This window comes from Streptomyces sp. TG1A-60, from assembly GCF_037201975.1.
Lineage (GTDB): Bacteria > Actinomycetota > Actinomycetes > Streptomycetales > Streptomycetaceae > Streptomyces.
The window spans coordinates 2750809-2776316 of record NZ_CP147520.1; the positions used below are offsets into that span (position 1 = coordinate 2750809).

The window sequence follows — 25508 nt, forward strand, 5'->3', positions numbered from 1 at the left end:
TCCTCTCGGTCCCGGTCAGCCACGGATCTTGAAACGGTCGCCGGTGTCCTCGCTGGGCTGGACGACCACGAAGCCCTGCCCCTTGAACCCGATCTGGAATGCCTCCCCGCTGCCCCGGCCGATGAGCGCGCCGGCCTTGATCGTGCGGCGGGCCTTCATGTCGAGGCCGTCGGTCCAGGCGATCAGCGCGTCCGGGTCGACGTAGGTCTCCCGTTCGCCGCAGTCGAGGGAGATCGGCACGCCCCGACTGACCAGGGCGACCCATCCGGTGCCGCGGATCACGAGGTTGGTGAGGCCGGAGCCGGAGAGCTTGGCGAGGCCCTTGACCGGCTCGATGGTGAGCTGGAGGGAGGCGTCGCAGGCCAGCAGGGCGGGGCCGTTGACGGACAGTGCCTCGTTGTTCAGGTGGAGGACGAGGACGTCGCCGCCGTAGTCGGCGAGGTAGAGGTCGCCGTCGCCCCGGCAGAGCATCAGCTTGCCGCCCTCGCCGGTGACCATCTCCTCGGCGCTGCGGCGCAGCGTGGCGGGCGGGCCGTCGAACTGTACGTAGCCGTCGTAGGCGATCATCGAGCCGGCCTTGGCCAGGAGGTCCTGGCCGGTGACCATGGTGACCTTGAGCGTCTTGGAGCTGTGCACGCCCATGCGGACGCCGGTGGACGCGGAGCGGTGCGCGTTGAGTGTCTGGAGGTCCATGCTCTGCCTCACACCTCGAAGGGCTGGACGACGACGAAGTTGCCGGGGGCACCGCGGAACTGGAGGTTCACGGCCTCCTGGGTCTGCCGGGCGTACCCGGAACGGCGCAGCCGGAGCGAGGTCGTGGTGACGGCCTGCGCGCCGGCGGACCAGGCGATGACGGCGTTGCCGTCGACGTAGGTGGCCGGGCCGACGGGCAGAACGACGGGAACGCCGCGCGTCTTGACCACGACCGCGCCCGTGCCGGAGAAGAGCATGCTGAACAGGCCGCCACCGGGCAGGCCCGCGCCCTCGATGCGGCGGATCTCGGTGTCCAGGGCCTCGTCGAAGGCGAGGACCCCGCGCGCGCTGGTGTAGAGCTGCTCGTTCTCCAGACGGATGACGAAGAGGTGGCTGCCCTCGTCGGCGAGGAACACCTCACCGTCTCCGGAGCAGCGCATCAGGGCCATGCCCTGGCCCGTGAGCTGACCCGTCAACTTGCCGAGCAGTCCGGAACCCTTGTGGGCGAAGTCGATATCGCCCTGGTAGGCGACCATGCTGCCCTGCTTGGCGAGGATGTTGGCGCCCTTGGTGAGCGTCGTCCGCACGAGCTGTGGGTTCTGCTCGGTCCAGCGGTCGCCGACGGGTGCCTCGGAGTACTTCGTCAGGACGACGCGCAGGCCCGCCTCCGGGGGCACCGGCGCGAGATGCGCACCACCGCCGAAGGGCTGGGAGTGCCCCGGGAAGGCCGCGGGGGCGCCGGGAGGCGTGAACGGGCCGCCCTGGGGCGCGGCCCCCGGAGGCGTGAAGAGGCCACCCTGAGGCGGGGCACCGGGAGGCGCGAAGGGCCCACCCTGCGGTGCGGGCGCAGCGGTGCCGCCGGGCGGCGTGCTCAGGGGCGCGACGATGGTCGGTGCGGTGTGTACGGAGGGTGCGGGCGCCGGGGGCGGCGCGAACCCCTGCGCGGGCACCGGGGCCGGTGCGGGCGGAGCGGCGGGGGCGCCGAACGCGGGTGGGGCGAAGCCGGGCCCGGCTTCGGTCTGCGGCTGCTGCGGCGCGGCGGGCTCCTCCTCGGCGACCTCGCCGCCGAAGTTCTTCAGCAACGCGTCGAGGCCGCCGTCGAAGCCCTGTCCGACGGCCGCGAACCGCCATACGTCCTTCAGGTAGAAGTCGCCCAGCATCACGGCGCGCTCGGTGGAGAACTCCGAGCCCTCGAACGGGTACCGGGCCACTTCCTCACCGCCCGCGACGATCCGGATGTAGCCGGGGCTGATCTGCGACATCTGCCCGCTGCCGTCGAGCGTCGCCGTGAAGGACAGCTTCTGGATCCGCGGCGGGATCTTGTCGAGGGTGACGCGGAAGGACTCCGTGTCACCCGGCTGGGCCCCCAGGAGCTGGATCGACTCCTCCGGGCTCTTCGGCTGGTTGAAGAAGACGAAGTAACGGTCGTCCGAGAGCCGTTCGTCGGCGTCCAGACCGAAGCAGCTGATGTCGAAGGTCAGCCCGGGGCCGGAGATCTGTACGCCTACGTACAGATCCGTACCGGCGGTGAGGTCACTGATCTTGGCCTTGTGGCCGCGTTGGAATTCCCTGGCCATGCGTGACGACCGTCCCCCATCCCGAAAGTGAGTGCGCCTGCGAGTGCGTCGCGTCAGGCTAACGCCAAAGTCCTGAGGCGAACGAGGCTGGTACAGAACCAGTACAAGAGCGCGACTTCGGTCGCCAGTCCCACAAGCGCACCCACGTGCGTGCGAGGTACCCGTTTCACATCGCTCGACCTCAGGGCACGGGTCCCGGCTCGCGTTCAGCCGCTGGTCGCACGTCTCCCGAGGGACGTCCGCGCGGTGGTGTCACTCGTCGCGCGTGACCGGCAGACGAGGCAGCCGGTCGGCGGCGACCACCCCTTCGAGGTAGCCGCGAGCGCGCTCGGTACGGGGATAGGCCTCCAGCAGCTGCCAGAAGCGGGGCCCATGACCTGGTACGAGCAGATGGGCGAGTTCGTGGACAAGGACGTAGTCGACGACGTACTCGGGCATGCCCTGCAGCCGGTGCGAAAGACGGATGCTTCCCTCTGCGGGGGTGCACGAGCCCCAGCGGGTGTTCTGGTTGGTGACCCAGCGGACCGAGGTGGGCCGGGCCCGACCGCCGAAGTACTGGTCCGAGAGCCGGGCGGCGCGCTCCACCAGCTCGGCGTCACCGAGGAGCCGTTTGCTTTCCTGCGCCGCCAGCTTGTCGAGCATGACGGTCACCCAGCGCTGCTCCTCCGCCTCGGACATCCGAGCGGGGATGAGCACGACGGTGCGATCGCCCTCGCGGTACGCGGAGACCGTTCTGCGCCGTCGCGCGCTCCTGCGGACCTCGATCGCGCTCGCCCCCGAGCCGCTTGGCGGCTGGCTCGTCGTGCTGCGCTGTGGCTTTCCGGCGCGGTGCAGTGGGTCGGCGGGCACGCCCCGACGTTACCCGCTGCGCACGGGGGAAGTCCCGCCTCCGGGACGGTTCGATACCGATCCGCACTCCGAGCGCCTGATTTGTACGACGAATACCGTCGCCTGTGGACAACTCTCGACACTCATCGTCGCGGTGCGTGCATGCTGGCACTCGTCGGCGGACCAGGCACTCGCACCGTCGGCACACGGGAACCTTCTTCTGGCTACGGGGGCCGATCATGCATCCGATGGTGAAGCCCGCGCTCCGGCGCGGCTGGCGGGATCTCAACACCGTGCAGTTCGGTCTGGCGCCGGCGCACGCCATGATGCTGGGCCCGATGGACACGGCGACAGGCAGCTTCCTCGCGCTGCTCGACGGCACACGCGGGCTGCCGCTCCTGCGTGACGAGGGGCGCCGCATGGGTCTTCCGGACGGTCATGTGGACGGGCTGGTGGACCGGCTGGCCCGGTCCGGGCTGCTGGACGACGCGACGGGCGGCGGCCCGGCCGCGGACGCCCTGCGGGGCAAACGCGAGGTCCTGGACCGATTGCGGCCCGACGCCGCCACACTCTCTCTGGTCACGCCCGACCCGGGCGACGCCATGACACGTCTGGCCGCCCGCCGGTCACTGAGAGTGCAGGTACGGGGTGCGGGGCGGGTGGGGGCGGTGCTCGCCTCACTGCTGTCGGGGGCCGGAGTCGGCGAGGTCGACGTCCGCGATGTCGGCCGGGTCGAGCCATGGGACGTGACGCCGGGTGGCCTGCCGGCCGAGTCGATCGGCGAGCGCCGGGACGCGGCGGCACGCCGGGCCGCCCGCCACGCGGCACCCGATCGTCCGCCCCGGCGCCGCCGCGGACCCCAGCCGCCGCCGGCGGACCCGTCCGCGGACATGCGGGCGAACCGCCTCCGCGAGGAGCCCGGCTTCTCACTGGTGGTCCTCGCCCCGCGCGACGGTGTCGACGTCCACGCCCCGAAGCCCACCGCCGCCGAGCCGCTCATCGCCTCCGGTACACCACACCTGTACGCCGGAGTGGTGGAGGGGACGGGTGTGGTCGGACCCTTGGTCCTGCCCGGTGAGACGGGCTGCGCGGGCTGTCTCGACCAGAGCCGTACCGACCGCGACGAGACCTGGCCGCGGCTGGTCGCGCAGTGGCGGTCCGGCCGTCCGCGCCAGGTCGAGGCGTGCGATCTGACTCTGGCCACGACCGTCGCCGGACTGGCCGCAGGGCATACGCTCGCCTTCCTCGACGGGCAGGTCCCCTCCAGCGTCGGCGCCCGCTGGGAGGTCTCGGTGCCGGGCTTCGACTGGCACCCACGCCCGGTGTGGCCGCATCCGGCATGTTCCTGCGCGGCTGCCGACACAGGTGCCGCCGGAAAAGGTAACGGGGAACACGTCGCAAAGGACGGGGAGGCACGCGAGACAATGGCTGGGCATCAGCGGTCAACGAGGCTGTCTCGCAAGGCACACGCGGCACAGCCTGCTGGGACTTGGAGGGCGCATGTCTGATCTTCCCCGGAAGGCGGTCACCCGGACCGCCAAGCTCGCCGCGCTTCCGCTCGGCATCGCAGGTCGGGCCACCTGGGGACTCGGCAAGCGGATCGTCGGCGAGTCGGCGGATCTCGTGGGCCGCGAACTCCAGCAGCGCACGGCGGAGCAGTTGTTCAAGGTCCTGGGCGAGCTGAAGGGCGGCGCGATGAAATTCGGGCAGGCCCTGTCCGTCTTCGAGTCGGCGCTCCCCGAGGAGGTCGCGGGCCCCTACCGCGCGGCGCTGACGAAGCTCCAGGAGGCGGCGCCGCCGATGCCCACGCGCACGGTGCACGCCGTGCTGGAGGAACGCATCGGGCAGGACTGGCAGGAGCTGTTCCTGGAGTTCGAGGACAAACCGGCCGCCGCCGCCTCGATCGGCCAGGTGCACCGCGCGGTGTGGCACGACGGCCGCCCGGTCGCCGTCAAGGTGCAGTACCCGGGCGCGGGCGAGGCTCTCCTCTCCGATCTCGGCCAACTGAGCCGGTTCGCCCGTCTCCTGGGTCCGCTGGTCCCCGGGATGGACATCAAGCCGCTCATCGCGGAGCTGCGGGACCGTGTCTCCGAAGAGCTCGACTACGGCTTGGAGGCCCAGGCCCAGCAGGCACACGCGGAGGAGTTCGCGGGCGACCCGGATGTCGTGGTCCCCGCCGTGGTGCATCAGTGCGAGCAGGTGCTGGTGACGGAGTGGATGGACGGCACGCCCCTCTCAGAGGTGATCACCGACGGCTCCCAGGAACAGCGGGACCGGGCGGGGCAGCTGCTGACCCGCTTCCTCTTCTCGGGCCCGGCCCGTACCGGCCTACTGCACGCCGACCCGCATCCCGGCAATTTCCGCCTCCTGCCGGACGAGAAACTCGGCTGGCGTCTCGGCGTCCTCGACTTCGGCACGGTGGACCGTCTGCCGGGCGGCCTGCCGGCGACGATCGGTGAGGCCCTGCGGCTCACCATCGAGGGAGAGGCCGACGCGGTCTACGAGATGCTCTGCACGGAAGGCTTCGTGAAGGAGTCGATCGACCTGGACCCGGACGCGGTCCTCGACTATCTGCTGCCCATCATCGAACCGGCACGGGCGGACGAGTTCGCCTTTGCCCGCGGCTGGATGCGCAGCCAGGCCACCCGCATAGCCGACCCCCGCTCCCCCGCCCACCAACTCGGCAAGCAGCTGAACCTGCCGCCGTCCTATCTCCTCATTCACCGCGTGACCCTGAGCACCATCGGCGTCCTGTGCCAACTCGGCGCGACGGTCCGCATGCGTGACGAACTGGAGGAATGGCTGCCGGGCTTCCTGTCGGAAGAGGAGGAGGGCGAAGCGGCCGCGGGGGCGTGAGAGGGCGACCTGCGTCTCACCGGGGCCGCTCCGAAGCATTCCTGATCCGACCGGATCGGCAGCACGGCAACGTATCGGTCCCGGGCTCACCGGCCGAGTCCAGCCGGCCCTCGATCGCTCTCAGGCTCTCTCGGGCACAGGCCTCGCAGATGTAGTGCCGTCCGTCGTTCTCCACGGAACAGACCAACAGCGGCTGGAGGGCTTCGACGGTGGTTTCGCAGCGGGCGCACACGAGGGCCTGGAGTTCTGTGGCGGGGCCACTGTGGTCGCCGTCCCCGGAAAGGCTTGTCCCCCGGCGACAGCAACGCCGCGGTCGGCGGACGCGCGGTCACCACGCACCGCGGGGGCCGGCCCCGTGGGACCGGCCCCCGCGAGGAGCCACTGCTACGAATGGTCGTGATGCGCCTGTCCCGGCTGGATCATGGCGGTTGCCGTGTGGCGGCTACTGCATGACCGCCATGGCGAGCGCACGGCGGGCGCGCAGCGAGGCGCGCTCGGCCCGGCGCTGCATCCGGCGGGCGACCACCAGGCGCATGGCCTGGCGCTCCTGCCCGGCCTGGTACAGGCGCTCGTGCATATGCGCACGGGCGAGGGCTTCTGGCATGAGATGCATTTCTCGGGTCCTGTTCTGACGCGAGTCGTTCGCGCCGGTGGTGAAGTCTGGAGTCGCGGAGCCGGCGGGTTCGCTCGTGGACGGCTTCATCGGGGCCTGCTTCTTGGGGTCGTGCGTGAGGGGGCGGTCGATTGTTCCGGTGATGTTCATGCTGTGACCGGGTTCTTGCGCGGGCGACCACGAGGCCGCTTGCGGGCCACGACGACACCTTGGACGAAGAGCTCGCCACCCCAGACGCCCCAGGGCTCACGCCGCTCCTTGGCGCCGGCGAGGCAGGCCTCCATCAGCGGGCAGGTGCGGCAGAGAGCTTTGGCGTACTCGACATCGGCCGGCGACTCGGCGAAGAAGACCTCCGGGTCGTAGGAGCGGCAGGGGACGGGCACGCCGAGGTTCTCGATGGCGTCGTCGAGCGCGGTGAGCGCGGTGAGCGGGGTCAAGGTGGAGTCCTCCGTGAGGCCGGGCGGGGGGATCGTTTCGGAAGGCGGTACGGACGGGGCGTGCGCTTCGAGTTGCACGGTTCGTCTTCCTCGTCTGGTCGTTCCGGCCTGTTGGCCGGTGGCGGCTGGTACCGGGTTCTTTTCTTGTCCCGAGGCCCCTTCGCTCTGCAACCCCCGGTCGGGGACAAACAGAAGGGCCGCGGATCCCGGATGGGGTTCCGCGGCCCTGAAGGCGCCGGCCTGATCGTCGATCAGGCTGGATCACTCCAGGGTTCAGGCCCACGGAAGGCCCACATCAGGTGGTGCTGCGTCGTCTGCTTCCGGAATCCGGCACCGGCCGCCGCGAAGGCATAGGCCTGCGCCTGCGCCGCTACTGCTGCTTCCAGTGCCTTGGTCGGTCGCTCATTGCGCTCACGGACGGGAAGACCCGCGGGAGACACGCAGGACGCCGGACGGCCGCCACGGACGGCGGACAGACCGGTGCCCAGGTTCGAGACGCCGAGCATGGACGTGGAGACGGCCGAGCGATCGGTCATTTTGACCGTGCTGATGAAGCTGGTGTTGATGCTGATCACTGGGATCGCCTCCTCTCGGCGTCTACGGGGACCGGCGCGAACCAATCCGACGGATATGAAGTACACCACGAAATCAGGGCCTTCGAGAAGGCCGCTGCTCTCGTGCCTAAGAACCTATGGGGATTGCTGGGGCATGCGCAAACTATTTTTTCGACGAGTTCGTTTCAGCCGTTCCCGTCCGCACCCCCAGGCTCCCGACCTGCGCAGATGTCGAGAACATCGGCGCCGTACCGCTGGAGCTTACGGGCGCGGACGCCGGGGATGCGACCGAGTTCAACCGGAGTGATTGGCCCCGCTTCCGCGATCGCCATCAGCGTCCGGTCGGTGAAGACACAGAAGTCCGGCTGCCCGCTGCGCTGCGCCTGGACGGCCCGCCACTCCCGCAGCCGCTCGTAGAGACCCTCGTCCATGTCGGAGGGGCAGTCCTCGCAGCGCATCAACTTCATCTCACCGGCGTCCCGCAGAGTGCGCCCGCAGACGCGGCAGCGGGCCGGGGCCCGGCTGGCGCGGCGCAGGGCCGCCTCGGTGCCACCGTTCGCGAAGTCGCCGAGCCGGCCACCTACCGAGCCCGGTTCCACGCCTCCGGAGCCGCCCGCGCCGGTCCGGCCCGCCATGGCGGTGGATCCTGGGCGCAGGCCGTTGAGGAAGCGGCTGGGGTGGCGGTTGGGGCGGTTGCCCGGCGATCGGGACAGAGCCCAGGAGACGGAGAGCTGCTCCCGGGCGCGGGTGACGCCCACGTAGAGGAGTCGTCTCTCCTCCTCGATCTGCTCGTCCGTTCTCGCGTAGGTGATCGGCATCATGCCCTCGGCGACGCCGACCAGGAAGACGACGTCCCACTCCAGGCCCTTCGCGGAGTGCAGCGAGGCGAGGGTGACGCCCTGGACGGTCGGGGCGTGCTGGGCGCTCGCCCTTTCGTCCAGTTCCGCCACCAGGTCGCCGAGGGTGGCGTCGGGCTTGGCCGCGGCGAAGTCCCGGGCGAGGTTCACCAGGGCCGCCAGTGACTCCCAGCGCTCCCTCACCGCGCCGGACCCCGCCGGGGGTTCGCCGGTCCAGCCCTCGCCGGACAGCACGGCCCGCACCTGTGAGGGAAGGTCGACGGCGTCCTCGAGGAGGGTGTCGTTGCCGCCGAAACGGGCGGCGGCCCGCAGTGAGGCGCCCGCCTTGCGCACCTCGGGTCGGTCGAAGAACCGTTCTGCGCCGCGCAGTCGGTAGGGCACCCCCACGTCCGCGAGGGCCTGCTCGTAGGTCTCGGACTGCGAGTTCGTGCGGAACAGGATGGCGATCTCGCTCGCGGGGACTCCGGAGGCGATGAGATCACGGATGCGGCGGGCTGCACCCTCGGCCTCGGCGGGCTCGTCCGTGTACTCGGTGTAGCGGGGCTCGGGGCCCGGTGGGCGCTGGGAGATCAGTTCGAGTCGGTGGTCGGCGGCGCGGCCACGGGCCTGGGAGAGCAGGTCGTTGGCGAGGTGGACGACCTGCGGGGTGGAGCGGTAGTCGCGGACGAGCTTCACGACCGTGGCACCGGGGTGGCGCTGGCGGAAGTCGAGCAGATGGTCGGGAGTTGCGCCGGTGAACGAGTAGATCGTCTGGCTGGCGTCGCCCACGACGCACAGGTCGTCCCGGTCGCCGAGCCACAACTCCAGAAGGCGCTGCTGGAGGGGGCTGACGTCCTGGTACTCGTCGACCACGAAGTGCTGGTACTGGGAGCGGACCTGCTCGGCGATGTCGTGGCGGTCCTGGAGGATGCCGACGGTGAGCAGGAGGACATCCTCGAAGTCCATGACAGCGCGCTCGCGTTTGAGGTCCTCGTACGTCGCGTAGATCCGGGCGATCTCCGCCGGGTCGCGGGGCGCCTCGCGACCGTGCTTGGCGGCTGCTGCGGCGTAGTCGGTGGGGACGGTCCGGGTGACCTTCGACCATTCGATCTCGGCGGCGGCGTCCCGCAGTTCGCTGCGATCGAGACGGATGCGGCAGGCGGTGGCCGCGTCGGCGACGAGTTGGATCTTGCGGTCGACGAGGCGCGGCATGCCGCCGCCGACGGCCTTCGGCCAGAAGTACTGGAGCTGGCGCAGGGCGGCCGAGTGGAAGGTCCGGGCCTGGACTCCGGCGGCGCCGAGCTGACGAAGGCGGCCTCGCATCTCGCCGGCTGCCCGGTTGGTGAAGGTGACGGCCAGCACGCTGGCGGGCTGGAGGATTCCGGCGCGCACCCCGTAGGCGATGCGGTGGGTGATCGCCCGGGTCTTGCCCGTGCCGGCGCCCGCCAGGACGCACACCGGACCGTGCAGGACGGTCGCCACCGCGCGCTGCTCGGGGTCGAGCCCTTCGAGCACCGCGTCGGCCGAGTCGGGGACCTGCGGGAAGAGGGTGGAGTGCGTTGCTGCTGTCACATGGCCATGCTGCCAGGTCGCCTGAGACGGCTGAGCACGTTGTCCACAGGCAGGTACTCGCAGTCGTACTAATGCGGCAGGCGCCACTGTATGTCCGTGCGGCGGGCGCCCGGCAGCGGTGGTGGACACCACCCGCGTACGGGAATGGCGAGCCCGTCGCGTACGTTCCCCTCACTGCGACCACGCACCCCTCAGACCGTGAAGGAGCGCCGGGAAAATGGCGGGCACTGTGACGATGTACAGCACCACGTGGTGCGGCTACTGCCGACGGCTGAAGAGCCAGATGGACCGTGAGGGCATCACGTACAACGAGATCAACATCGAGCAGGACCCGGAGTCCGCGGCGTTCGTGGAGAAGGCGAACGGCGGGAACCAGACGGTGCCCACTGTTCAGGTAGTTCCCTCCAGTGGTGGCGCTGAGGTCGTGATGACGAACCCGAGCCTTGCCCAGGTGAAGCAGGCGCTCGGCGTCTGACTCACATGACGCACACGACCCCCGACCGGCCTGGCGCCGGATCGGGGGTTTTGTATGCCCAGCATGTACAAGGCGACTTGGCGGTAACGTGATCGACATGACGGCCGAGGAGGAGGCGGACGGCGAGGCGCTGGTCGGAGGCATGGTGAACGCGGGGGCGGTCTTCCGCCGGGGGGCCCTGGTGGAACGCCCGGCACCGCACAACGCACCCGTCCTCCATGCCCACCTCCTCGCGCTGAAGGAACACGGCTTCGACGCGGCTCCGACTCCCGTGGGCCTCACCGCAGACGGCCTTGAGCAGTTGACCTTCATTCCTGGCGACGTGGCTCTGCCACCGTTCCCGCCCTGGGTGCTGACGACAACCGCCCTCGAATCGGTGGGGATCCTGCTGCGCCGCCTGCATGAGGCCAGCGCGACCATCGCGTTCGACACACACGTCGAGTGGCCCCAGAACCTTGCCGACCCGGAGGGAGGAACGATGGTGTGCCACAACGACGTGTGCCCGGACAACGTCGTCTTCCGCAACGGTCGTGCCGCCGCCTTGATTGATTTCGACCTGGCAGCTCCGGGCCGTCCTCTCTGGGACGTGGCCATGGCCGCCCGCTACTGGGTTCCCACGCTTGATCCGGTATCCGCGGCTGCCCTGTATCCCGCCGGACTGGATGTGCCTGCACGGCTGCGGATCCTCGCCGACAGCTACGGTCTCTCGACGGGAGAGCGCGCCGAATTGCCCGGCGTAGGAAGTGACCGGCCTGCCCGATCACGGCTTCTGGCTCTTCGACGACTGCGACGTGTACCGCATGCGCTACACACCCCACGGGGCGTTCATCGGCGGTGAACTGCTGTCTGCCGATCCACTCGCGGAGTACCAGGGTCACCGGACCCCGGGGGCGTGGGTGATCCAGACCCAGCGGGCGTTCAGGCAGAAGATCGGCGCGTAGCGCGTGACGTACGGGTGCTAGCCGGTGTGACCTCGCGTCGGCAGGGGCTTGCCGTACCAGAGTTCGATCAGTCGGGCCGCGATCGAGATGCCGTAGGGAGGCATGACCTCCCCGGACTCGAACGCGGCCCGCAGCTCTTCGCGGGAGAACCAGCGGGCCTCGTGGATCTCGTCGCCGTCGACGTCCACGACGGTCGAGGTGGCGCGCGCCATGAAGCCCAGCATGAGGCTGGAGGGGAAGGGCCAGGGCTGGCTGGCGATGTACTCGACCTGGCCGACGGTGATGCCGACCTCCTCGTGGACCTCGCGCCGCACGGACTGCTCTATGGATTCGCCGGGCTCCACGAAGCCCGCCAGCGTGGAGAAGCGGCCCTCGGGCCAGTGGACCTGACGGCCGAGCAGGATGCGATCCTCGTCGTCCGTCACGGCCATGATCACCGCCGGGTCGGTGCGCGGGTAGTGCTCGGCGCCGCAGGCGGGGCAGCGGCGGATGTGGCCGGCTGCCGCGATGACCGTGCGCTCGCCGCAGCGGGAGCAGAAGCGGTGGGTGCGCTGCCAGTTCTCCAGGCCGACCGCGTGCGCCATGAGGCCGGTGTCGCGCGGCGACAGCAGCATGCCCGCCTCGCGGAGTCCGGCCGGGCGGGCGGACTGGTCCATGCGGCCGGGAAGCGCGTCCTTCTGGAGTGCGAAGTAGCTCACACCGTCGGCGTCGGCGCCCAGGAAGTAGCGGTGCGCCTCGGTGAGCGGGGCCTCGAAGGAGGGGACCATGACGAGTTCGGTGCTGCCGTCCGGGGTCTCGTCGATGAGGACCTGGCCGCCGGAGACCACGAAGCAGCGGGTCGTGGGGTGACTCCACGCCGCGGCGAGCCAGGCCTCGTCGAGCCGGTGGTGGGCGGCCCGGTCGATGCCGCTCGCGGCGGTGAGTGCGATAGGGCGGTCGGCGGTGTGGTCGGTCCAAATGGTCACGGGTGCTTCCAACTCCCCCGGTGGAACGGTTGATCGGGCGGGCGGTGCGGCGGGCGGTGCGCGGGGGCTCCTTCAGTGTGCCTCGCGGGAGTTTCTGGCCAGCTCGCCCCAGAGACAGACGCTGGTCCCGACACCCTTGAGGAGCAGGTCGAGTTCGACCTGCTCGATGGGAGCGTGCCAGCCGTCGGAGGGGACGGAGACGCCCAGGAAAAGCACGGGCGCGTCGAGGGAACTTCCGGGGGGTCGGCAGTGGGCCCGGAGCCGCCCTCGCTTGGGTAGCGGACCGGCTGCTCGAAGGCGCGGCCCATGGCCCGCACCACCGCCTGCGGAGCCGGGTGGTCCAGGGGCGTCAGGCAGGGGCGGGTGGACGCGGGCTGCACGTCGTGGTGCCCGTAGGGCCGTGGGTGCGTCGGGGTCCTCCGAGGGCCGCTCCGCGAAGACAGCGGGGGCACCCGGCACCTCCCGGACCTCGGCGGTGGAAAAGCCGGTCTCCTTGAGCTGGGCGGCCAGCCAGTGGGCGCTGCGTCGTACGGCCGTCGCGTGCTCGGGCTGAGCCGACACCGACGGGATACGCAGCCATTCCACGAGGTCGTCGAGGGAGGCGGCGGATGGTTCTCGATGTACGTACGGACGACGCTGACGGCGCTGTCAACGGGCTGGCTCATGTTCACGAGCCTAGCGGCCTGCACGGGCATGCTCGTCCGGCGGTTCGTCGGTGAACGCCCCCGGCTCGTCCGCCGTCGCGTCCGGCCCATCGGCGGCGGCCGGCCCCTCGGCTCCGGGCTCCTGAAGGAGCAGCCGTTCCAGCGCCTCCCGGCCCGGCAGGTTCTCGGGCCGTACGACGTCCCCGGTACGGACGTACAGGAAGGCGGCCCCGACGGACCGCAGGGGCACGCCCTGCTGTTCGGCCCAGGCGAGCCGGTAGAGCGCGAGCTGGAGCGGGTCGGCGGTCCGGCTGCGGCTGGTCTTCCAGTCGACGATCTCGTACGTCGTCGCTCCGTCGCCGTCGCTCTCCCGGTAGATCGCGTCGATGCGGCCGCGTACGACGCGTCCGGCGATGCCGAGCTGGAAGGGTGCCTCGACGCGGTACGGCGTGCGGCGCGCGTACGGGGTGCGTTCGAAGGCGTCCTTGAGGGCCTCGAGGTCCCGCTCGTCGGCGATCTCGGCGTCGCTGCCGGGCAGTTCCTCGGGCTCCAGCATGGGCAGCCGGAGCTCTTCGAATCGGGCCTCGACCCAGGCGTGGAAGCGGGTGCCGCGACGTGCGGCCGGCTGTGGGGGGCGTGGCATGGGGCGGGCGAGTTCCCGTGCGAAGCCGTCCGGGTCGGCGGCCAGGCGCAGCAGTTGCGAGGCGGTCAGCGTCGCCGGCAGGGGTACGTCGGTGACCTTCGCGCGGGCCCGCAGGAGCTCGCCGGTGAGGGCGTCCAGGTCGCGGTCCCAGGAGGCGATGGTGCGGGTCTCCTCGGGGGTGAGGCCGGATGCGACGGGGTACCTGCGGGCGTGCGGCACGGCAGGCAGGCGCTCGCCCTGCCCGGTGTCACCCACGCGCGCGTGGGTGACCGGTGCGGAGTGTGGGGGGCGGTCCGCCGACCAGGAGTCCCAGTCGGCGGGGCCCTCCTCGGGGAAGTCGTCGAGCGCGTCCCCGGAGCCGCCCGTCGGGAAGCCGTCCTCCCCGTCGGGGACGTCGTCCGGGGGCGGGAAGCCATCGTCCCCGTCGTGGGCTTCTTCGTCGTCCGGCGGAGGTGGCCAGTCCGGGTCCTCGTAGGCGTGAGCGGCGGGGTCGTGGAGGGCGAGGTCGTGGGCGGCGGGGTCGTGGGGGGCGCTCGGGTGCGTGTCCTCGTGGGAGGCGGCCCTCTCCAGGTGGGCCAGGACGGTCGCGGCAGCCGCGCGGCGGCGTGCCAGGGCCGTGTCGTCGAGCGGGAGGGGCCAGGCGCGGTCGGCCGCCGTCTCGTGCAGGGCGGGGTTCTCGGCGTCCTCCTCGGGTTCGTCGGCCCAGACCTCGATCTCGCCGTACCCGGCGGCGCAGTGGTCGTGGAGGGCCTTGAGGAAGTCGGAGGGGCCGCGTGGGTGCTTCTGGGAGGCGCCCCACCAGTGGCCGGAGCCGAGGAGCAGGGAACGGGGGCGGGTGAAGGTGACGTAGCCGAGGCGGAGTTCCTCGGTGTGCTGGTGGACCTTCATGGCCTCCTGGAAGGCTTTCAGACCGCGCGAGTCCCAGGCGTCGACGTCGGGGAGGGTGTCTGCGTCGCCGCGCAGTTCGTGCGGCAGGACCTTGCCCTGGGCGGTCCACTTCTCACGGCCCCGGGTGCTGGGGAAGGTACCGGTGACAAGGCCTGGGACGGCGACGACGTCCCACTCCAGGCCCTTGGCCTTGTGGGCGGTGAGCACCTTGACGGTGTTCTCGCCGCCCGGCAGTGCGTTGTCGAGGCCCTTCTCGTACTGGGCCGCCGTGCGCAGGAAGCCGAGGAAGGCTAGCAGGGTGGCCTCGCCGGCGCTGTTGGCGGCGAAGGAGGCCGCGATGTCGAGGAAGTTGGACAGGGTTTCGCGACGGCGGGCGGCGAGGGCGTGCGGGGACGCGGAGAGTTCCACCTCCAGGCCGGTGACGGCGAGCACCCGGTGGAGGACGTCCATCAGCGGGTCGGCGAGCGAGCGGCGCAGGTCGCGCAGTTCGGCGGCGAGCCGGGCGAACCGGACGCGCGCGTCCGGCGAGAACGGCAGTCCGTCGTCCTCCCTCTCGGCTTCGAGCGGCAGCTCCAGAAACGTGTCCAGGGCATCCGCCAGCGAGATCACCTCGGCCGGGTCGACGCCCTCGACGGCGGCGGCGAGCCGCCGGTCCGGGTCGTCGTCGCCGTCCAGGCGCGCGTGGGACACGAGCAGCCTGGCCCGGCGCCCCAGGAGGGCGAGGTCGCGCGGGCCGATCCGCCAGCGGGGGCCCGTGAGGAGACGGACGAGGGAGGCGTTGGCTCCGGGGTCCTGGAGGACCTCGCAGACGGCGACGAGGTCGGCGACCTCGGGGAGGTGGAGCAGCCCGGAGAGGCCGACGACCTCGACCGGGATGTCGCGGGCGACGAGCGCGCCCTGGATCTCGGCGAAGTCGGTGGCCGTGCGACAGAGGACCGCGATCTCGCCGGGCTCCTTGCCGGTGCGCACGAGGTGGGCGATCGAGTCGGCGATCCAGTCGAGTTCCTCGGCGTGCGTGGGCAGCAGGGCGCAGCGGACCATGCCGTCGCGTTCGGCGCCGGGCGCGGGCCTGAGTGCCTCCACGCCCGCGTGCATGGCTCGCAGGGGTTCCGCGAGGCCGTTGGCGAGGTCGAGGAGCCGGCCGCCGCTGCGGCGGTTCTCACTGAGCGCCTGACGGGTCGCGGGGCGGCCGTCGGGGTGGGCGAAGTGCTCGGGGAAGTCGTCTAGGTTGGCGACAGAGGCGCCACGCCAGCCGTAGATGGCCTGGCAGGGGTCGCCGACCGCCGTCACGGGGTGGCCGGTGCCGCCCCCGAACAGGCCCGCCAGAAGGACACGTTGGGCCACCGAGGTGTCCTGGTACTCGTCGAGCAGGACCACCCGGAACTCGTCCCGCAGGATGCGGCCCACCTCGGGGAGCCCGGCGAGGCCGGCGGACAGGGCGATCTGGTCGCCGAAGTCGAGGAGGTCCCGCTCACGCTTGGCCGCCCGGTAGCGGCCCACCAGCTCGGCGAGTTCACGTCGTGCGGCAGCCGCCTCGGGGACCTTGCGGAGGTCCGCGTTGGTGAGCTTCACGGCTTCCAGGTCGCGCAGCAGGTCGGCGTCGTACGCCCGCAGGTCCTCGGGCCGTACGAGGTGCTCGGCGAGTTCGGAGTCGAGGGTGAGCAGGTCGCTGACCAGGTCGGGGAACGAGCGGGTGAGCGACGGGTACGGGCCGGGGGACTCGCGGAGCACACGCGCGGCGAGTTGGTAGCGGGTGGCGTCGGCGAGGAGCCGGGAGGTGGGTTCCAGACCGATGCGCAGGCCGTGGTCCGTGAGGAGGCGGCCGGCGAAGGCGTGGTACGTGGAGATGACCGGCTCGCCCGGCGGGTTGTCCGGGTCGATCACGTCCGGGTCGGTGATGCCCGCCTTGACCAGGGCCTTGCGTACGCGCTCGGCGAGTTCGCCCGCCGCCTTGTTGGTGAACGTCAGGCCGAGCACCTGCTCGGGGGCGACCTGCCCGGTGCCGACCAGCCACACCACACGGGCGGCCATCACCGTGGTCTTGCCGGAGCCGGCTCCGGCAACGATCACCTGCGGGGCAGGCGGCGCGACGATGCAGGCCGTCTGCTCCGGGGTGAACGGGATGCCGAGGAGCTCCTTGAGCTGTTCGGGATCACTGATACGGGCGGACACCCCAGAGAGGCTAGCGGCGGCCACCGACAACGGATGCCGGATCGCCCTCCGGGTGAGGAGAAGTGCTGGTCAGCTCTTGTGGTGGGGTACGTCACTCATGTCATTCCACCACGTGACGGCCCTCCGGGCGGGCGCTGCAGGACGCCCGGAACGCGCAGTGTGCGCAGTGTTGTCCCGTGGTCGGGGAGAACCGTTCGTCCAGGACTTTGCCCGCCGCGGTGGCGAGGAGGTCTCCGACCCACTCCCCCTCCAGCGGTTCCTGGGCCTGCACCTTCGGCAGGTTCTCGCCGCCGTTCTTCTTGGCGGCGCCCTGCCGCAGTTGAACGAGTTCGGCGCCGCCCGGCTCGGGGCGTGTGCCTTCGAAGGGCTCGTCGACGGCGCCCTCACGGACCGCCAGCTGGTACACGGCCAGCTGGGGGTGGCGGGTCACCTCGGCGGAACTCACGGCCTGCTTGCCGGTCTTGAAGTCGACGACGTACGCGCGGCCGTCGGCGTCCGTCTCGACGCGGTCCATGGAGCCCCGGATGCGCACCTCGTAGTCGCCCGCTTCGAGGGTGACGTCGAAGTCGTGCTCGCTGGCCACGACCGCACGCCCCGTGCGGTCCATGACGTGCCACTTCAGGAAGCGTTCGAGCGCCACGCGCGCGTGCTGCTTCTCCTGCTCGGACTTCCAGGGCGCGTCGAAGGCGAGCGCGTTCCACACGGAGTCGAGGCGTTCCATGAGGACGTCGAGGTCGGCCGGGGTGCGTCCGGAGGCGACCTCGTCGGCGAGGACGTGGACCACGTTCCCGAAGCCCTGGGCGGCGGTCGCGGGCGCGTCGGCCTTCACCTCACGGCCCAGGAACCACTGCAGGGCGCAGGTGTTCGCGAGCTGGTCGAGAGCACTGCCAGACAGCACGACGGGCTGGTCGCGGTTCCGGAGCGGCACTCTGCTCTCGGTGGGCTCGAACATGCCCCACCAGCGGTACGGGTGGGCCGACGGCACGAGTGGCCGGCCGTCCTCGTCGCTCAGCGCGGCCAGCCTGGCCAGGCGCAGGGCGGCGGCCTCGCGGAGGGTTTCCGACACCCGGGGGTCCACCGTCGTGGCACGCAGTTCGGCGACGAGGGCCGCCACGGACAGCGGGCGTCGGGGGCGGCCGGTGACGTCCCTGGGCTCGACGCCCAGTTCGGCGAGGAAGCGGGAGGGCTGGTCGCCGTCGTCGGCGGGGGCCTGGACCGCGGTGACGACGAGGCGTTCGCACGCGCGCGTGGCGGCGACGTAGAACAGACGGCGTTCCTCCGCCAGGAGCGCGCCCGGGGTGAGCGGTTCGGCGAGACCGTCGCGCCCGATGCGGTCGGCCTCCAGGAGCGAGCCGCGGCGGCGCAGGTCCGGCCACAGGCCCTCCTGGACGCCGGCGACGACGACCAGGCGCCACTGGAGGCCCTTGGAGCGGTGGGCGGTCATCAGGCGTACGGCGTCGGGGCGGAGCGCCCGGCCGGTGAGTGTGTCCGCGGCGATGTCCTCGGCCTCGATCTCCGCGAGGAAGTTGAGGGCACCGAGGCCGCCGGTGCGCTCCTCCGCGCGGGCCGCCGTGGCGAACAGCGCGCACACGGCGTCGAGGTCGCGGTCCGCGTTGCGTCCGGCCGCCCCGCCGCGCCGGGCGGCCCGCTCCAGTCGCCTGGGCCAGGGTGTGCCGTCCCACAGCTCCCACAGCGCCTCTTCGGCCGTGCCGCCGCCCGCGAGGCGTTCACGGGCCTTCCGCAGCAGCGCGCCGAGGCGTTGCGCGCCCCGCGCGTACACCGGGTCATGCGCCACCAGCCGCTCCGGCTCCGCCAGCGCGCGTGCCAGCAGTTCGTCCGATGGCGGTGGTACGGGGTTGCCGCCGGCCCGCTCCTCCTCGCGCAAGGCACGGCCGAGACGCCGCAGGTCGGCGGTGTCCATCCCGGCGAGGGGGGAGGCCAGGAGGGTGAGCGCCGTTTCGGTGTCGAGCCAGGAGGGCTGCGGTTCGGGTGCGTCGGTTGGCTCTCCGGACTCCTCGGCCTCCGCGGGGCTCGCGGGCTTCTCCGAGGCCGCCGGCGTCACTTCCCCCAGCTCCGCCCGCGCCACCGCCCGCAGCGCCGTCAGCAGCGGCTGTACGGCCGGTTCGTGGCGCAGGGGCAGGTCGTCGCCGTCGATCTCCAGAGGGACGCCGGCGGCGGTGAGGGCGCGCCGGATCGAGGGGATCGTGCGGGCGCCGGCGCGCACCAGGACGGCCATCTCGCTCCAGGGGACGCCGTCCTCCAGATGGGCCCGGCGCAGGACGTCCGCGATGTTGTCCAGCTCGGTGCCCGGCGTCGGGTACGTGTAGACCTCGACGCGACCGCCGTCCCGGGCGGGCCGGAGCTCGCGGTGGGCCCGTACCTTCGCCGCCGGGAGGCGGGTGAGCGGCATGCGTTGGGTGACCAGGCGGGTGGCGGCGAGCAGGGCCGCTCCCGAGCGTCGGGAGGTTCTGAGGACCGCGACCGGGGCCCGGCGGCCGTCCGCGCGCGGAAAGGCGGCCGGGAATTCCAGGATGCCGTTCACGTCGGCGCCCCGGAAGGTGTAGATCGACTGGTCGGGGTCGCCGAAGGCGACCAGGGTGCGACCGCCGCCGGCGAGGGCCCGCAGCAGCCGTACCTGCGCCGGGTCGGTGTCCTGGTACTCGTCGACGTAGACCGCGTCGTACTGCGCGGCCAGGTGCTCCGCGACGCCGGGGCGGCCGGCCAGGAGCACCGCGCGGTGGACCAGTTCCGCGTAGTCGATCACTCCGTGCAGGTCGAGGACGTCGAGGTACTCGGCGAGGAAGGCGGAGGCCGCGAGCCAGTCCGGGCGGCCGATACGGTCGGCGAAGGCACGCAGGTCCTCGGGGGCCAGGCCGAGTTCGCGGCTGCGGGCGAGGACCGCGCGGACCTCGTCGGCGAACCCGCGTGTGGTGAGGCAGGCGCGCAGTTCGTCCGGCCAGCGCACATGCGCGAGGCCCAGGCGCTCCAGGTCGGGCTGGCCGGCGAGCAGTTCACGGACCGCCACGTCCTGTTCGGGGCCGGACAACAGCCGCAGTGGTTCGACGAAGAGTTCGCTGTCCTGGTGGGAGCGGACCAGGGCGTAGCAGAAGGAGTGGAAGGTGGTGGCCTGGGGGGCGCGTGCGGCGCCCATCCGCAGGGCCATCCGGTCGCGCAGCTCCGCGGCCGCCTTGCGGCTGAACGTCAGCACCAGGAGGCGCGAGGGGTTCGCGCCGCGGGCCACGCGGGCCGCCACGGACTCGACGAGCGTGGTCGTCTTGCCGGTGCCCGGGCCTGCGAGAACGAGCAGAGGGCCGGTCCGGTGGTCAACCACGCCGCGCTGCTCGGCGTCCAGACGAAGGGAGTCCGTTCGGGCCGGTGGGGTACGCACCAGTCGGTAAGCGCCATGGCTCCCCTGTCGCACGTGGGTGCGCGACAGGCGCCTGGTGGAGGAAGAGGAGCTCACGTGGTTCGCCGGTCCTGGTGGGTGTGCGAGGTGTCACTGCCGACGCGGTGCGCCGTCGTCGAGGGGTGGTGGTCGGGAAACGGGTGGAAGGCTCGCCGCTCGTCGAGGGCGGTGGCCGCGGGGTGAGAGGGACGCCCGCAGCCGACGCTACGCCGACGGGTGGTGCGGAAGTATGGCTTCCCCTTTTCCCTGCCGGCTCGCGCGGCACGTGCGTCCCTCGCCCCACGAACGTACGGCATGCCACCGGCGTGCCTCGCTTCCCCCGAATGGAGCAGCGGGCACACGGCGGTCCGCCGGATGCCGGAAGCTGTCAGATGTGAGCTGCGGCGAGTCCGCCGCCGTCCCAGCGCGCCCGTCTCATGTCGACGCGCGGCACATGACCCTCGGTGGCACGGCTCGCCTCGCGCAGCGGGGTGCCCTCCGCGCGGTAGTGGTCCAGGGCTCTCAGCTCGTGGCCGGGCAGCAGGACGCCGTCGGCGCGGACCACCCGCCACCACGGGACCGCGCCTCCGTAGAGGGCCATCACGCGGCCCACCTGGCGCGGGCCGCCCTCCCCCAGACACTCGGCGACGTCTCCGTACGTCATGACCAGCCCGGGCGGGATCAGGTCGGTGACCTCGAGGACCCGCTCCGCGTACTCCGGCAGGGCGTCCACCGGAATGCTCTCCTCGCTCATCCGCCCCATCCTGCCCCACCCCACCGACAATGGGACGTGGTGGCCGACGCGTGCGTCCCTCATCGTGGGGGCGGTCTTCGGGCAGACTGTGCGCCCCCGCATTGCACCCTGATGCCCCTGTGTGCCCACCGGGCATGCCACCATCGTGCGGGCGGTGACTGGTGATACGAGACCAAGAAGAGACGATGAAGCAGGAGAGCGTGCACCCCGATGACGCGGCGGGCACCTCTGACGCCTCGTCGCGCCCGGGCACCGCCGACGGGGAAGGCAAGGGCACCGAAGAGGTCTCGGAGAAGGACTCCGGCACCGCCGAGCCGCCGGCCGAAGCGGCCTCCCCCACGGCGCACGAGAACGAGGAACAGCGGGCTGAGACCGACCCGGAGGACGCCCAGCCCGAGGAGGTCGAGGGTGACGAACCACTGCTCCCCGCGCGCGTACACCGCCCCTCCGACCTCATGCGGCTGTCGGTCGGCATTCTCGGGATCATCGTCCTGCTGGCGATCGCCGCGTTCGCCCACGGCACCACCTCCGGACTCGAACAGGACATCAGCAAGGGCACGGGGCAGGCGCCCGATCTCCTGATCAAGCTCGCGGGCCTCGGATCGAGCATCGCGATCCTGCTGGTGCCGGTCGCCTTCGCGATCGAACGGCTGATCAAGCGGGACGGGCTGCGCATCGCCGACGGCGTGCTCGCGGCGGTCCTGGCGCACGGAGTGACGCTGGCGACCGACCTGTGGGTCGCCCGGGCCGCCCCGGGCTCGATCCAGGAAGCGCTCACCCAGCCCTCACCGGGAGACATCCACGCCCTCACCGACCCGGTGCACGGCTATCTCGCGCCGGTCATCGCCTATATGACCGCCGTCGGCATGTCGCGCAGACCGCGCTGGCGGGCCGTGCTGTGGATCGTGCTGCTGCTGGACGCCTTCTCGATGCTGGTCACCGGCTACACCACACCGTTCTCCATCATCCTGACGGTGTTGATCGGCTGGACCGTCGCCTACGGGACGCTGTACGCGGTCGGCTCGCCGAACGTGCGCCCGACGGGCCGGACCCTGATTGCGGGCCTCCGGCGGGTCGGCTTCAAGCCCGTGAGCGCGGCGCGCGAGGAGGTCCCGGAGACGACGGAAGGCGGCGACCGGGGCCGCCGGTACTTCGTGACGCTGGAGGACGGCCCGCCCCTGGACGTCACCGTCGTCGACCGGGAGCAGCAGGCACAGGGCTTCTTCTACCGCGTCTGGCGGCGGCTGACGCTGCGCGGCATCACCACACGCCGCAGCCTGCAGTCTCTGCGCCAGGCACTGGAGCAGGAGGCCCTCCTCGCATACGCCGCCATCGCGGCCGGCGCCAACGCGCCCAAACTGATCGCGACCTCCGAACTCGGGCCGGACGCCGTGATGCTCGTGTACGAGCACACCGGCGGTCGCACGCTGGACTCCCTGGCGGACGACGAGGTCACCGACGACCTGATGTCCGACACTTGGCACCAGGTGAAGGCGCTGCAGTCCCGGCGCATCGCGCACCGCAGGCTCGTGGGCGACGCGATTCTGGTGGACCGTTCCGGCATGGTGATCCTCACCGATCTGCGCGTCGGGGAGATCGCGGCCGGCGACCTCGTGCTGCGCATGGATGTCTCCCAGCTGCTGACGACGCTGGGTCTGCGGGTGGGCGCCGAGCGCGCGGTCGCCTCGGCGGTGAGCGTGCTCGGGCCGGACGCGGTGGCCGGCTGCCTGCCGATGCTGCAGCCCATCGCGCTGTCGCGCTCCACGCGCGGGACCCTGCGCAGGCTGGCCCGGGAGCGTGCGGAGCGCGAGCGCGAGGCGGTCCTGGACGCCTCCCGGTTGGCCAAGCAGGCCCATGCGGAGGAGCACAAGGAGGCCGCCGAGCCCGGCAAGGCCGACAAGAAGGCCGTACGGGCCGAGCAGCGGGCCGAGAAGAGGGCGATCGTCGAGGCCCTGGAGGAGGCCCGCGAGGAGGATCTGCTTACCCAGATCCGCCACCAGGTGCTGCTGATCAGGCCCCAGGCACCGGTCGAACCAGCCCGGCTGGAGCGGGTCAAGCCGCGCACACTGATCAGCCTCATCGCCGGTGCGATCGGCGCGTACTTCCTGCTGACCCAGCTCACCCACATCAAGTTCGGGCCGCTCATCGAGAACGCCGAGTGGGGCTGGGTCGCCGCGGCCGCGCTCTTCTCCGCCCTGAGCTATGTGGCCGCGGCGATGAGCCTGCTGGGCTTCGTGCCGGAGCGGGTGCCGTTCCTGCGAACAGTGGCGGCGCAGGTCGCCGGGTCCTTCGTGAAGATCGTGGCGCCGGCGGCGGTGGGCGGGGTGGCCCTCAACACACGCTTCCTGCAGCGTGCGGGGGTGCGGCCCGGCCTCGCGGTGGCGAGTGTCGGCGCGTCGCAGCTGTTCGGGCTGGGCTGCCACATCCTGATGCTGCTCGCCTTCGGTTACCTGACCGGAACCGAGAAGACCCCGTCCCTGTCGCCGTCCCGCACCGTCATCGCGGGCCTGTTGACGGTCGCGGTGCTCGTCCTGGTGGTGACCTCGATCCCGTTCCTGCGCAAGTTCGTCGTCACGCGCGTGCGGTCGCTCTTCGCCGGTGTCGTACCACGCATGCTCGACGTACTCCAACGGCCGCAGAAGCTGATCACCGGCATCGGCGGCATGCTGCTCCTCACCGGCTGTTTCGTGATGTGCCTGGACGCCTCGATCCGCGCCTTCGGCAGCGAGAACGCCTCGGTCAGCCTCGCCAGCGTCGCCGTCGTCTTCCTCGCGGGCAACGCGCTGGGTTCCGCAGCGCCCACGCCGGGCGGTGTGGGCGCCGTCGAGGCCACCCTGACGGTCGGGCTGACCGCCGTGGGGCTCCCCCTGGAGGTCGCCGCGCCCGCGGTACTGCTCTTCCGCCTGCTGACCCTGTGGCTGCCCGTGCTGCCGGGGTGGCTGGCCTTCAACCAGTTGTCACGCAAGGAAGCCCTGTAGCGCCTTCAAACGAGTGCGCGCGCGTGGCGTGCACACTCCAAGTCCACGCGAGGATCCGGTTGTCCCTGACTCACCCGCACGGCCCGCGCCCCGAGCGCGCCGACCCGGGCGGCTCCAGGATGGGGCCATGCCCACCCCGCCCCGCCTGCGTGCCGTCGCCGTGACCGCCCTCGCCGTCCTGCTGTCCCTGTCGGCGGCGGGCTGCGGCGACGAGGCCAAGGGCGACGACGAGGAGCTGACCGCCCAGAACCCGAGCTGGAAGAAGTGCGAGGCACCGTCGGAGTCCCAGGGCGGCGGTACCGCGCCCTCGCCGCTGCCGGACGGCGACGTGTGGCAGTGCGCGACCATGAAGGCTCCCCTCGACTGGGACGAGCCCGAAGGCGCCACCATACCCATCGCGCTGATCCGGGCCCGGTCCAGCGGCCCCGAGGACCAGCGCATCGGCTCGCTCGTCTTCAACTTCGGCGGCCCCGGCGGCTCGGGCGTGAGGGCGCTCCCCGCCTTCGGCGCGGACTACGCGAAACTGCGCACCCGTTACGACCTGGTGAGCTTCGACCCACGTGGCGTCGGCCGCAGCTCGGGCGTCGAGTGCCAGGACGACGAGGAACTCGACGAGTACTTCCAGCAGGACGGCACTCCCGACGACACGGCCGAGCGGGCAGAGCTCCTCGACAGCACGAAGACGTTCAACTCCGCCTGCGAGAAGAACTCAGGCAAGATCCTCCCGCACGTCCGCACCACGGACGCGGCCCGCGACCTGGATCTCATACGCCAGGTCCTCGGCGACGACAAACTGCACTACTTCGGCATCTCCTACGGCACCGAACTCGGCGGCGTCTACGCCCACCTGTTCCCGGACAACGTGGGGCGGGCCGTGTTCGACGCGGTGGTCGACCCGACCCAGACAGTGGAGCAGGGCACGCTCGGACAGGCCGAGGGCTTCCAGCTGGCGCTCGACAACTACGCGCGGGACTGTGTGTCGAAGGTGGAGGACTGCCCGGTCGGCGACACCGAGCAGGACGTCGAGAACCGGATCAGCAAACTGCTCGACGACCTCGACACCAAGCCGATCACCGGAATCTTTCCCCGCGACCTGACGCAGTCGGCCGCGACGACCGGCATCGCCCAGGCCCTGTACTCCCAGGACTTCTGGCCGTATCTGACGGCGGGCCTGGAACAGGCGTACGACGGGGACGGCCGTCTGCTGATGCTGCTGTCCGACTCGATGAACGGGCGCAGCGAGAACGGCGAGTACAGCAACCTCGCCGCGGCGCACGTCTCCATCAACTGCGCGGACGACAAGCCGCGCTACACCACCGAGGACGTGGAGGCGAAGCTGGCCGAGTTCCGGGCGGCCTCTCCAGTCTTCGGTGAGTGGCTGGCCTGGTCCCTGCTCACCTGCACCGACTGGGCCGTCGCCGGTGCGGCCGACCACCCGGATGTGCGAGCCCCGGGCTCCGCACCCATCCTCGTGATCGGGAACACAGGTGACCCGGCCACACCGTACGAGGGCGCGCGGAGGATGGCGGAGGAGCTCGGAGCGGGAGTCGGTGTCGAGCTGACCTACAAGGGGCAGGGGCACGGTGCGTACGGCAGCGGGAACGCGTGTGTGCAGACGGCCGTGGACGGCTACCTGCTGACGGGGGAGGTACCGAAAGCCGGCACGGTCTGCCAGTAAAAATGCAGGTCAGAGGGTT

Annotated in this window: 18 protein-coding genes and 1 pseudogene; 7 read left to right on the plus strand and 12 right to left on the minus strand. The window is 71.5% G+C overall.

Features of this window, described 5'->3' with window-relative positions; translation table 11 throughout:
• Nucleotides 1-15 precede the first annotated feature (15 nt).
• From WBG99_RS11275 to WBG99_RS11285, 3 genes are all read right to left on the minus strand, one after another.
• Nucleotides 16-693, minus strand: coding sequence for an AIM24 family protein (locus tag WBG99_RS11275; protein ID WP_338896194.1), 678 nt, complete (start codon nt 691-693; stop codon nt 16-18).
• An 8-nt stretch (nt 694-701) separates the two neighbouring features.
• Nucleotides 702-2270: a TerD family protein gene (locus tag WBG99_RS11280; protein WP_338896195.1), complete on the minus strand. Its 1569-nt coding sequence runs from the start codon at nt 2268-2270 to the stop codon at nt 702-704.
• A 252-nt stretch (nt 2271-2522) separates the two neighbouring features.
• Nucleotides 2523-3119, minus strand: a complete 597-nt coding sequence (locus WBG99_RS11285; protein ID WP_338896196.1) for a M48 family metallopeptidase — start codon at nt 3117-3119, stop codon at nt 2523-2525.
• A gap of 218 nt (nt 3120-3337) precedes the next feature.
• Between WBG99_RS11285 and WBG99_RS11290 the strand changes: the two genes are divergently transcribed.
• Nucleotides 3338-4606, plus strand: a complete 1269-nt coding sequence (locus tag WBG99_RS11290) for a TOMM precursor leader peptide-binding protein (protein WP_338896197.1) — start codon at nt 3338-3340, stop codon at nt 4604-4606.
• Entirely contained in the window at nt 4599-5954 is a 1356-nt protein-coding gene (locus tag WBG99_RS11295; RefSeq protein WP_338896198.1) for an AarF/ABC1/UbiB kinase family protein, read from the plus strand. Before WBG99_RS11290 ends, WBG99_RS11295 begins: the two co-directional genes overlap by 8 nt.
• A 442-nt stretch (nt 5955-6396) precedes the next feature.
• On the opposite strand, the gene WBG99_RS11300 is transcribed toward WBG99_RS11295, so the two are convergent.
• The 4 genes from WBG99_RS11300 to WBG99_RS11315 form a co-directional block, all read right to left on the minus strand.
• Nucleotides 6397-6717 (minus strand): hypothetical protein, encoded by a 321-nt coding sequence (locus WBG99_RS11300; protein ID WP_338896199.1) that lies wholly within the window; start codon nt 6715-6717, stop codon nt 6397-6399.
• Nucleotides 6714-7082 (minus strand): WhiB family transcriptional regulator, encoded by a 369-nt coding sequence (locus WBG99_RS11305; protein WP_319236691.1) that lies wholly within the window; start codon nt 7080-7082, stop codon nt 6714-6716. The genes WBG99_RS11300 and WBG99_RS11305 overlap by 4 nt, the downstream gene beginning before the upstream one ends.
• A 173-nt stretch (nt 7083-7255) precedes the next feature.
• Nucleotides 7256-7579, minus strand: coding sequence for a hypothetical protein (locus WBG99_RS11310; protein WP_338896200.1), 324 nt, complete (start codon nt 7577-7579; stop codon nt 7256-7258).
• Between the two features lie 164 nt (nt 7580-7743).
• Complete coding sequence (locus WBG99_RS11315; protein ID WP_338896201.1) at nt 7744-9966, minus strand: ATP-dependent DNA helicase UvrD2; 2223 nt, start codon at nt 9964-9966, stop codon at nt 7744-7746.
• A 217-nt stretch (nt 9967-10183) separates the two neighbouring features.
• Between WBG99_RS11315 and WBG99_RS11320 the strand changes: the two genes are divergently transcribed.
• From WBG99_RS11320 to WBG99_RS11330, 3 genes are all read left to right on the plus strand, one after another.
• Nucleotides 10184-10441: a mycoredoxin gene (locus WBG99_RS11320; protein WP_338896202.1), complete on the plus strand. Its 258-nt coding sequence runs from the start codon at nt 10184-10186 to the stop codon at nt 10439-10441.
• A 97-nt stretch (nt 10442-10538) separates the two neighbouring features.
• Entirely contained in the window at nt 10539-11279 is a 741-nt protein-coding gene (locus WBG99_RS11325; RefSeq protein ID WP_338896203.1) for a phosphotransferase, read from the plus strand.
• A complete protein-coding gene (locus WBG99_RS11330; protein WP_338896204.1) occupies nt 11233-11382 on the plus strand; it encodes a hypothetical protein in 150 nt (49 codons plus the stop codon). The genes WBG99_RS11325 and WBG99_RS11330 overlap by 47 nt, the downstream gene beginning before the upstream one ends.
• 17 nt (nt 11383-11399) lie before the next feature.
• Here WBG99_RS11330 and nudC read toward each other — a convergent pair whose 3' ends face one another.
• The 5 genes and pseudogenes from nudC to WBG99_RS11355 all read right to left on the minus strand — a co-directional run bounded on the left by nudC (nt 11400) and on the right by WBG99_RS11355 (nt 20833).
• The gene (gene nudC / locus WBG99_RS11335; RefSeq protein WP_338896205.1) at nt 11400-12347 is read right to left on the minus strand and encodes an NAD(+) diphosphatase; all 948 of its coding nucleotides are present in this window, start codon (nt 12345-12347) and stop codon (nt 11400-11402) included.
• A 72-nt stretch (nt 12348-12419) separates the two neighbouring features.
• Nucleotides 12420-13012, minus strand: a pseudogene (locus WBG99_RS11340) (hypothetical protein).
• A 10-nt stretch (nt 13013-13022) separates the two neighbouring features.
• A complete protein-coding gene (locus WBG99_RS11345; RefSeq protein WP_338896206.1) occupies nt 13023-16694 on the minus strand; it encodes an ATP-dependent DNA helicase in 3672 nt (1223 codons plus the stop codon).
• 100 nt (nt 16695-16794) lie between these two features.
• The gene (locus WBG99_RS11350) at nt 16795-20157 is read right to left on the minus strand and encodes an ATP-dependent DNA helicase (protein ID WP_338896208.1); all 3363 of its coding nucleotides are present in this window, start codon (nt 20155-20157) and stop codon (nt 16795-16797) included.
• A gap of 310 nt (nt 20158-20467) precedes the next feature.
• Nucleotides 20468-20833 (minus strand): MGMT family protein, encoded by a 366-nt coding sequence (locus WBG99_RS11355; protein ID WP_338896209.1) that lies wholly within the window; start codon nt 20831-20833, stop codon nt 20468-20470.
• Between the two features lie 185 nt (nt 20834-21018).
• Between WBG99_RS11355 and WBG99_RS11360 the strand changes: the two genes are divergently transcribed.
• Together WBG99_RS11360 and WBG99_RS11365 are read left to right on the plus strand one after the other, a co-directional pair.
• Complete coding sequence (locus tag WBG99_RS11360; RefSeq protein ID WP_338896210.1) at nt 21019-23811, plus strand: lysylphosphatidylglycerol synthase domain-containing protein; 2793 nt, start codon at nt 21019-21021, stop codon at nt 23809-23811.
• Between the two features lie 127 nt (nt 23812-23938).
• Nucleotides 23939-25489, plus strand: coding sequence for an alpha/beta fold hydrolase (locus WBG99_RS11365; RefSeq protein WP_338896211.1), 1551 nt, complete (start codon nt 23939-23941; stop codon nt 25487-25489).
• The last annotated feature ends 19 nt before the right edge of the window (nt 25490-25508 follow it).

Excerpts from the sequence above, each read along its gene's own strand:
- WBG99_RS11295 (WP_338896198.1), top strand. The coding sequence starts at position 4,599 with ATGTCTGATCTTCCCCGGAAGGCGGTCACCCGGACCGCCAAGCTCGCC.
- WBG99_RS11280 (WP_338896195.1), bottom strand. The coding sequence starts at position 2,270 with ATGGCCAGGGAATTCCAACGCGGCCACAAGGCCAAGATCAGTGACCTC.
- WBG99_RS11360 (WP_338896210.1), top strand. The coding sequence starts at position 21,019 with ATGAAGCAGGAGAGCGTGCACCCCGATGACGCGGCGGGCACCTCTGAC.
- WBG99_RS11275 (WP_338896194.1), bottom strand. The coding sequence starts at position 693 with ATGGACCTCCAGACACTCAACGCGCACCGCTCCGCGTCCACCGGCGTC.
- WBG99_RS11290 (WP_338896197.1), top strand. The coding sequence starts at position 3,338 with ATGCATCCGATGGTGAAGCCCGCGCTCCGGCGCGGCTGGCGGGATCTC.
- WBG99_RS11355 (WP_338896209.1), bottom strand. The coding sequence starts at position 20,833 with ATGAGCGAGGAGAGCATTCCGGTGGACGCCCTGCCGGAGTACGCGGAG.
- WBG99_RS11365 (WP_338896211.1), top strand. The coding sequence starts at position 23,939 with ATGCCCACCCCGCCCCGCCTGCGTGCCGTCGCCGTGACCGCCCTCGCC.
- WBG99_RS11300 (WP_338896199.1), bottom strand. The coding sequence starts at position 6,717 with ATGAACATCACCGGAACAATCGACCGCCCCCTCACGCACGACCCCAAG.
- WBG99_RS11320 (WP_338896202.1), top strand. The coding sequence starts at position 10,184 with ATGGCGGGCACTGTGACGATGTACAGCACCACGTGGTGCGGCTACTGC.
- WBG99_RS11325 (WP_338896203.1), top strand. The coding sequence starts at position 10,539 with ATGACGGCCGAGGAGGAGGCGGACGGCGAGGCGCTGGTCGGAGGCATG.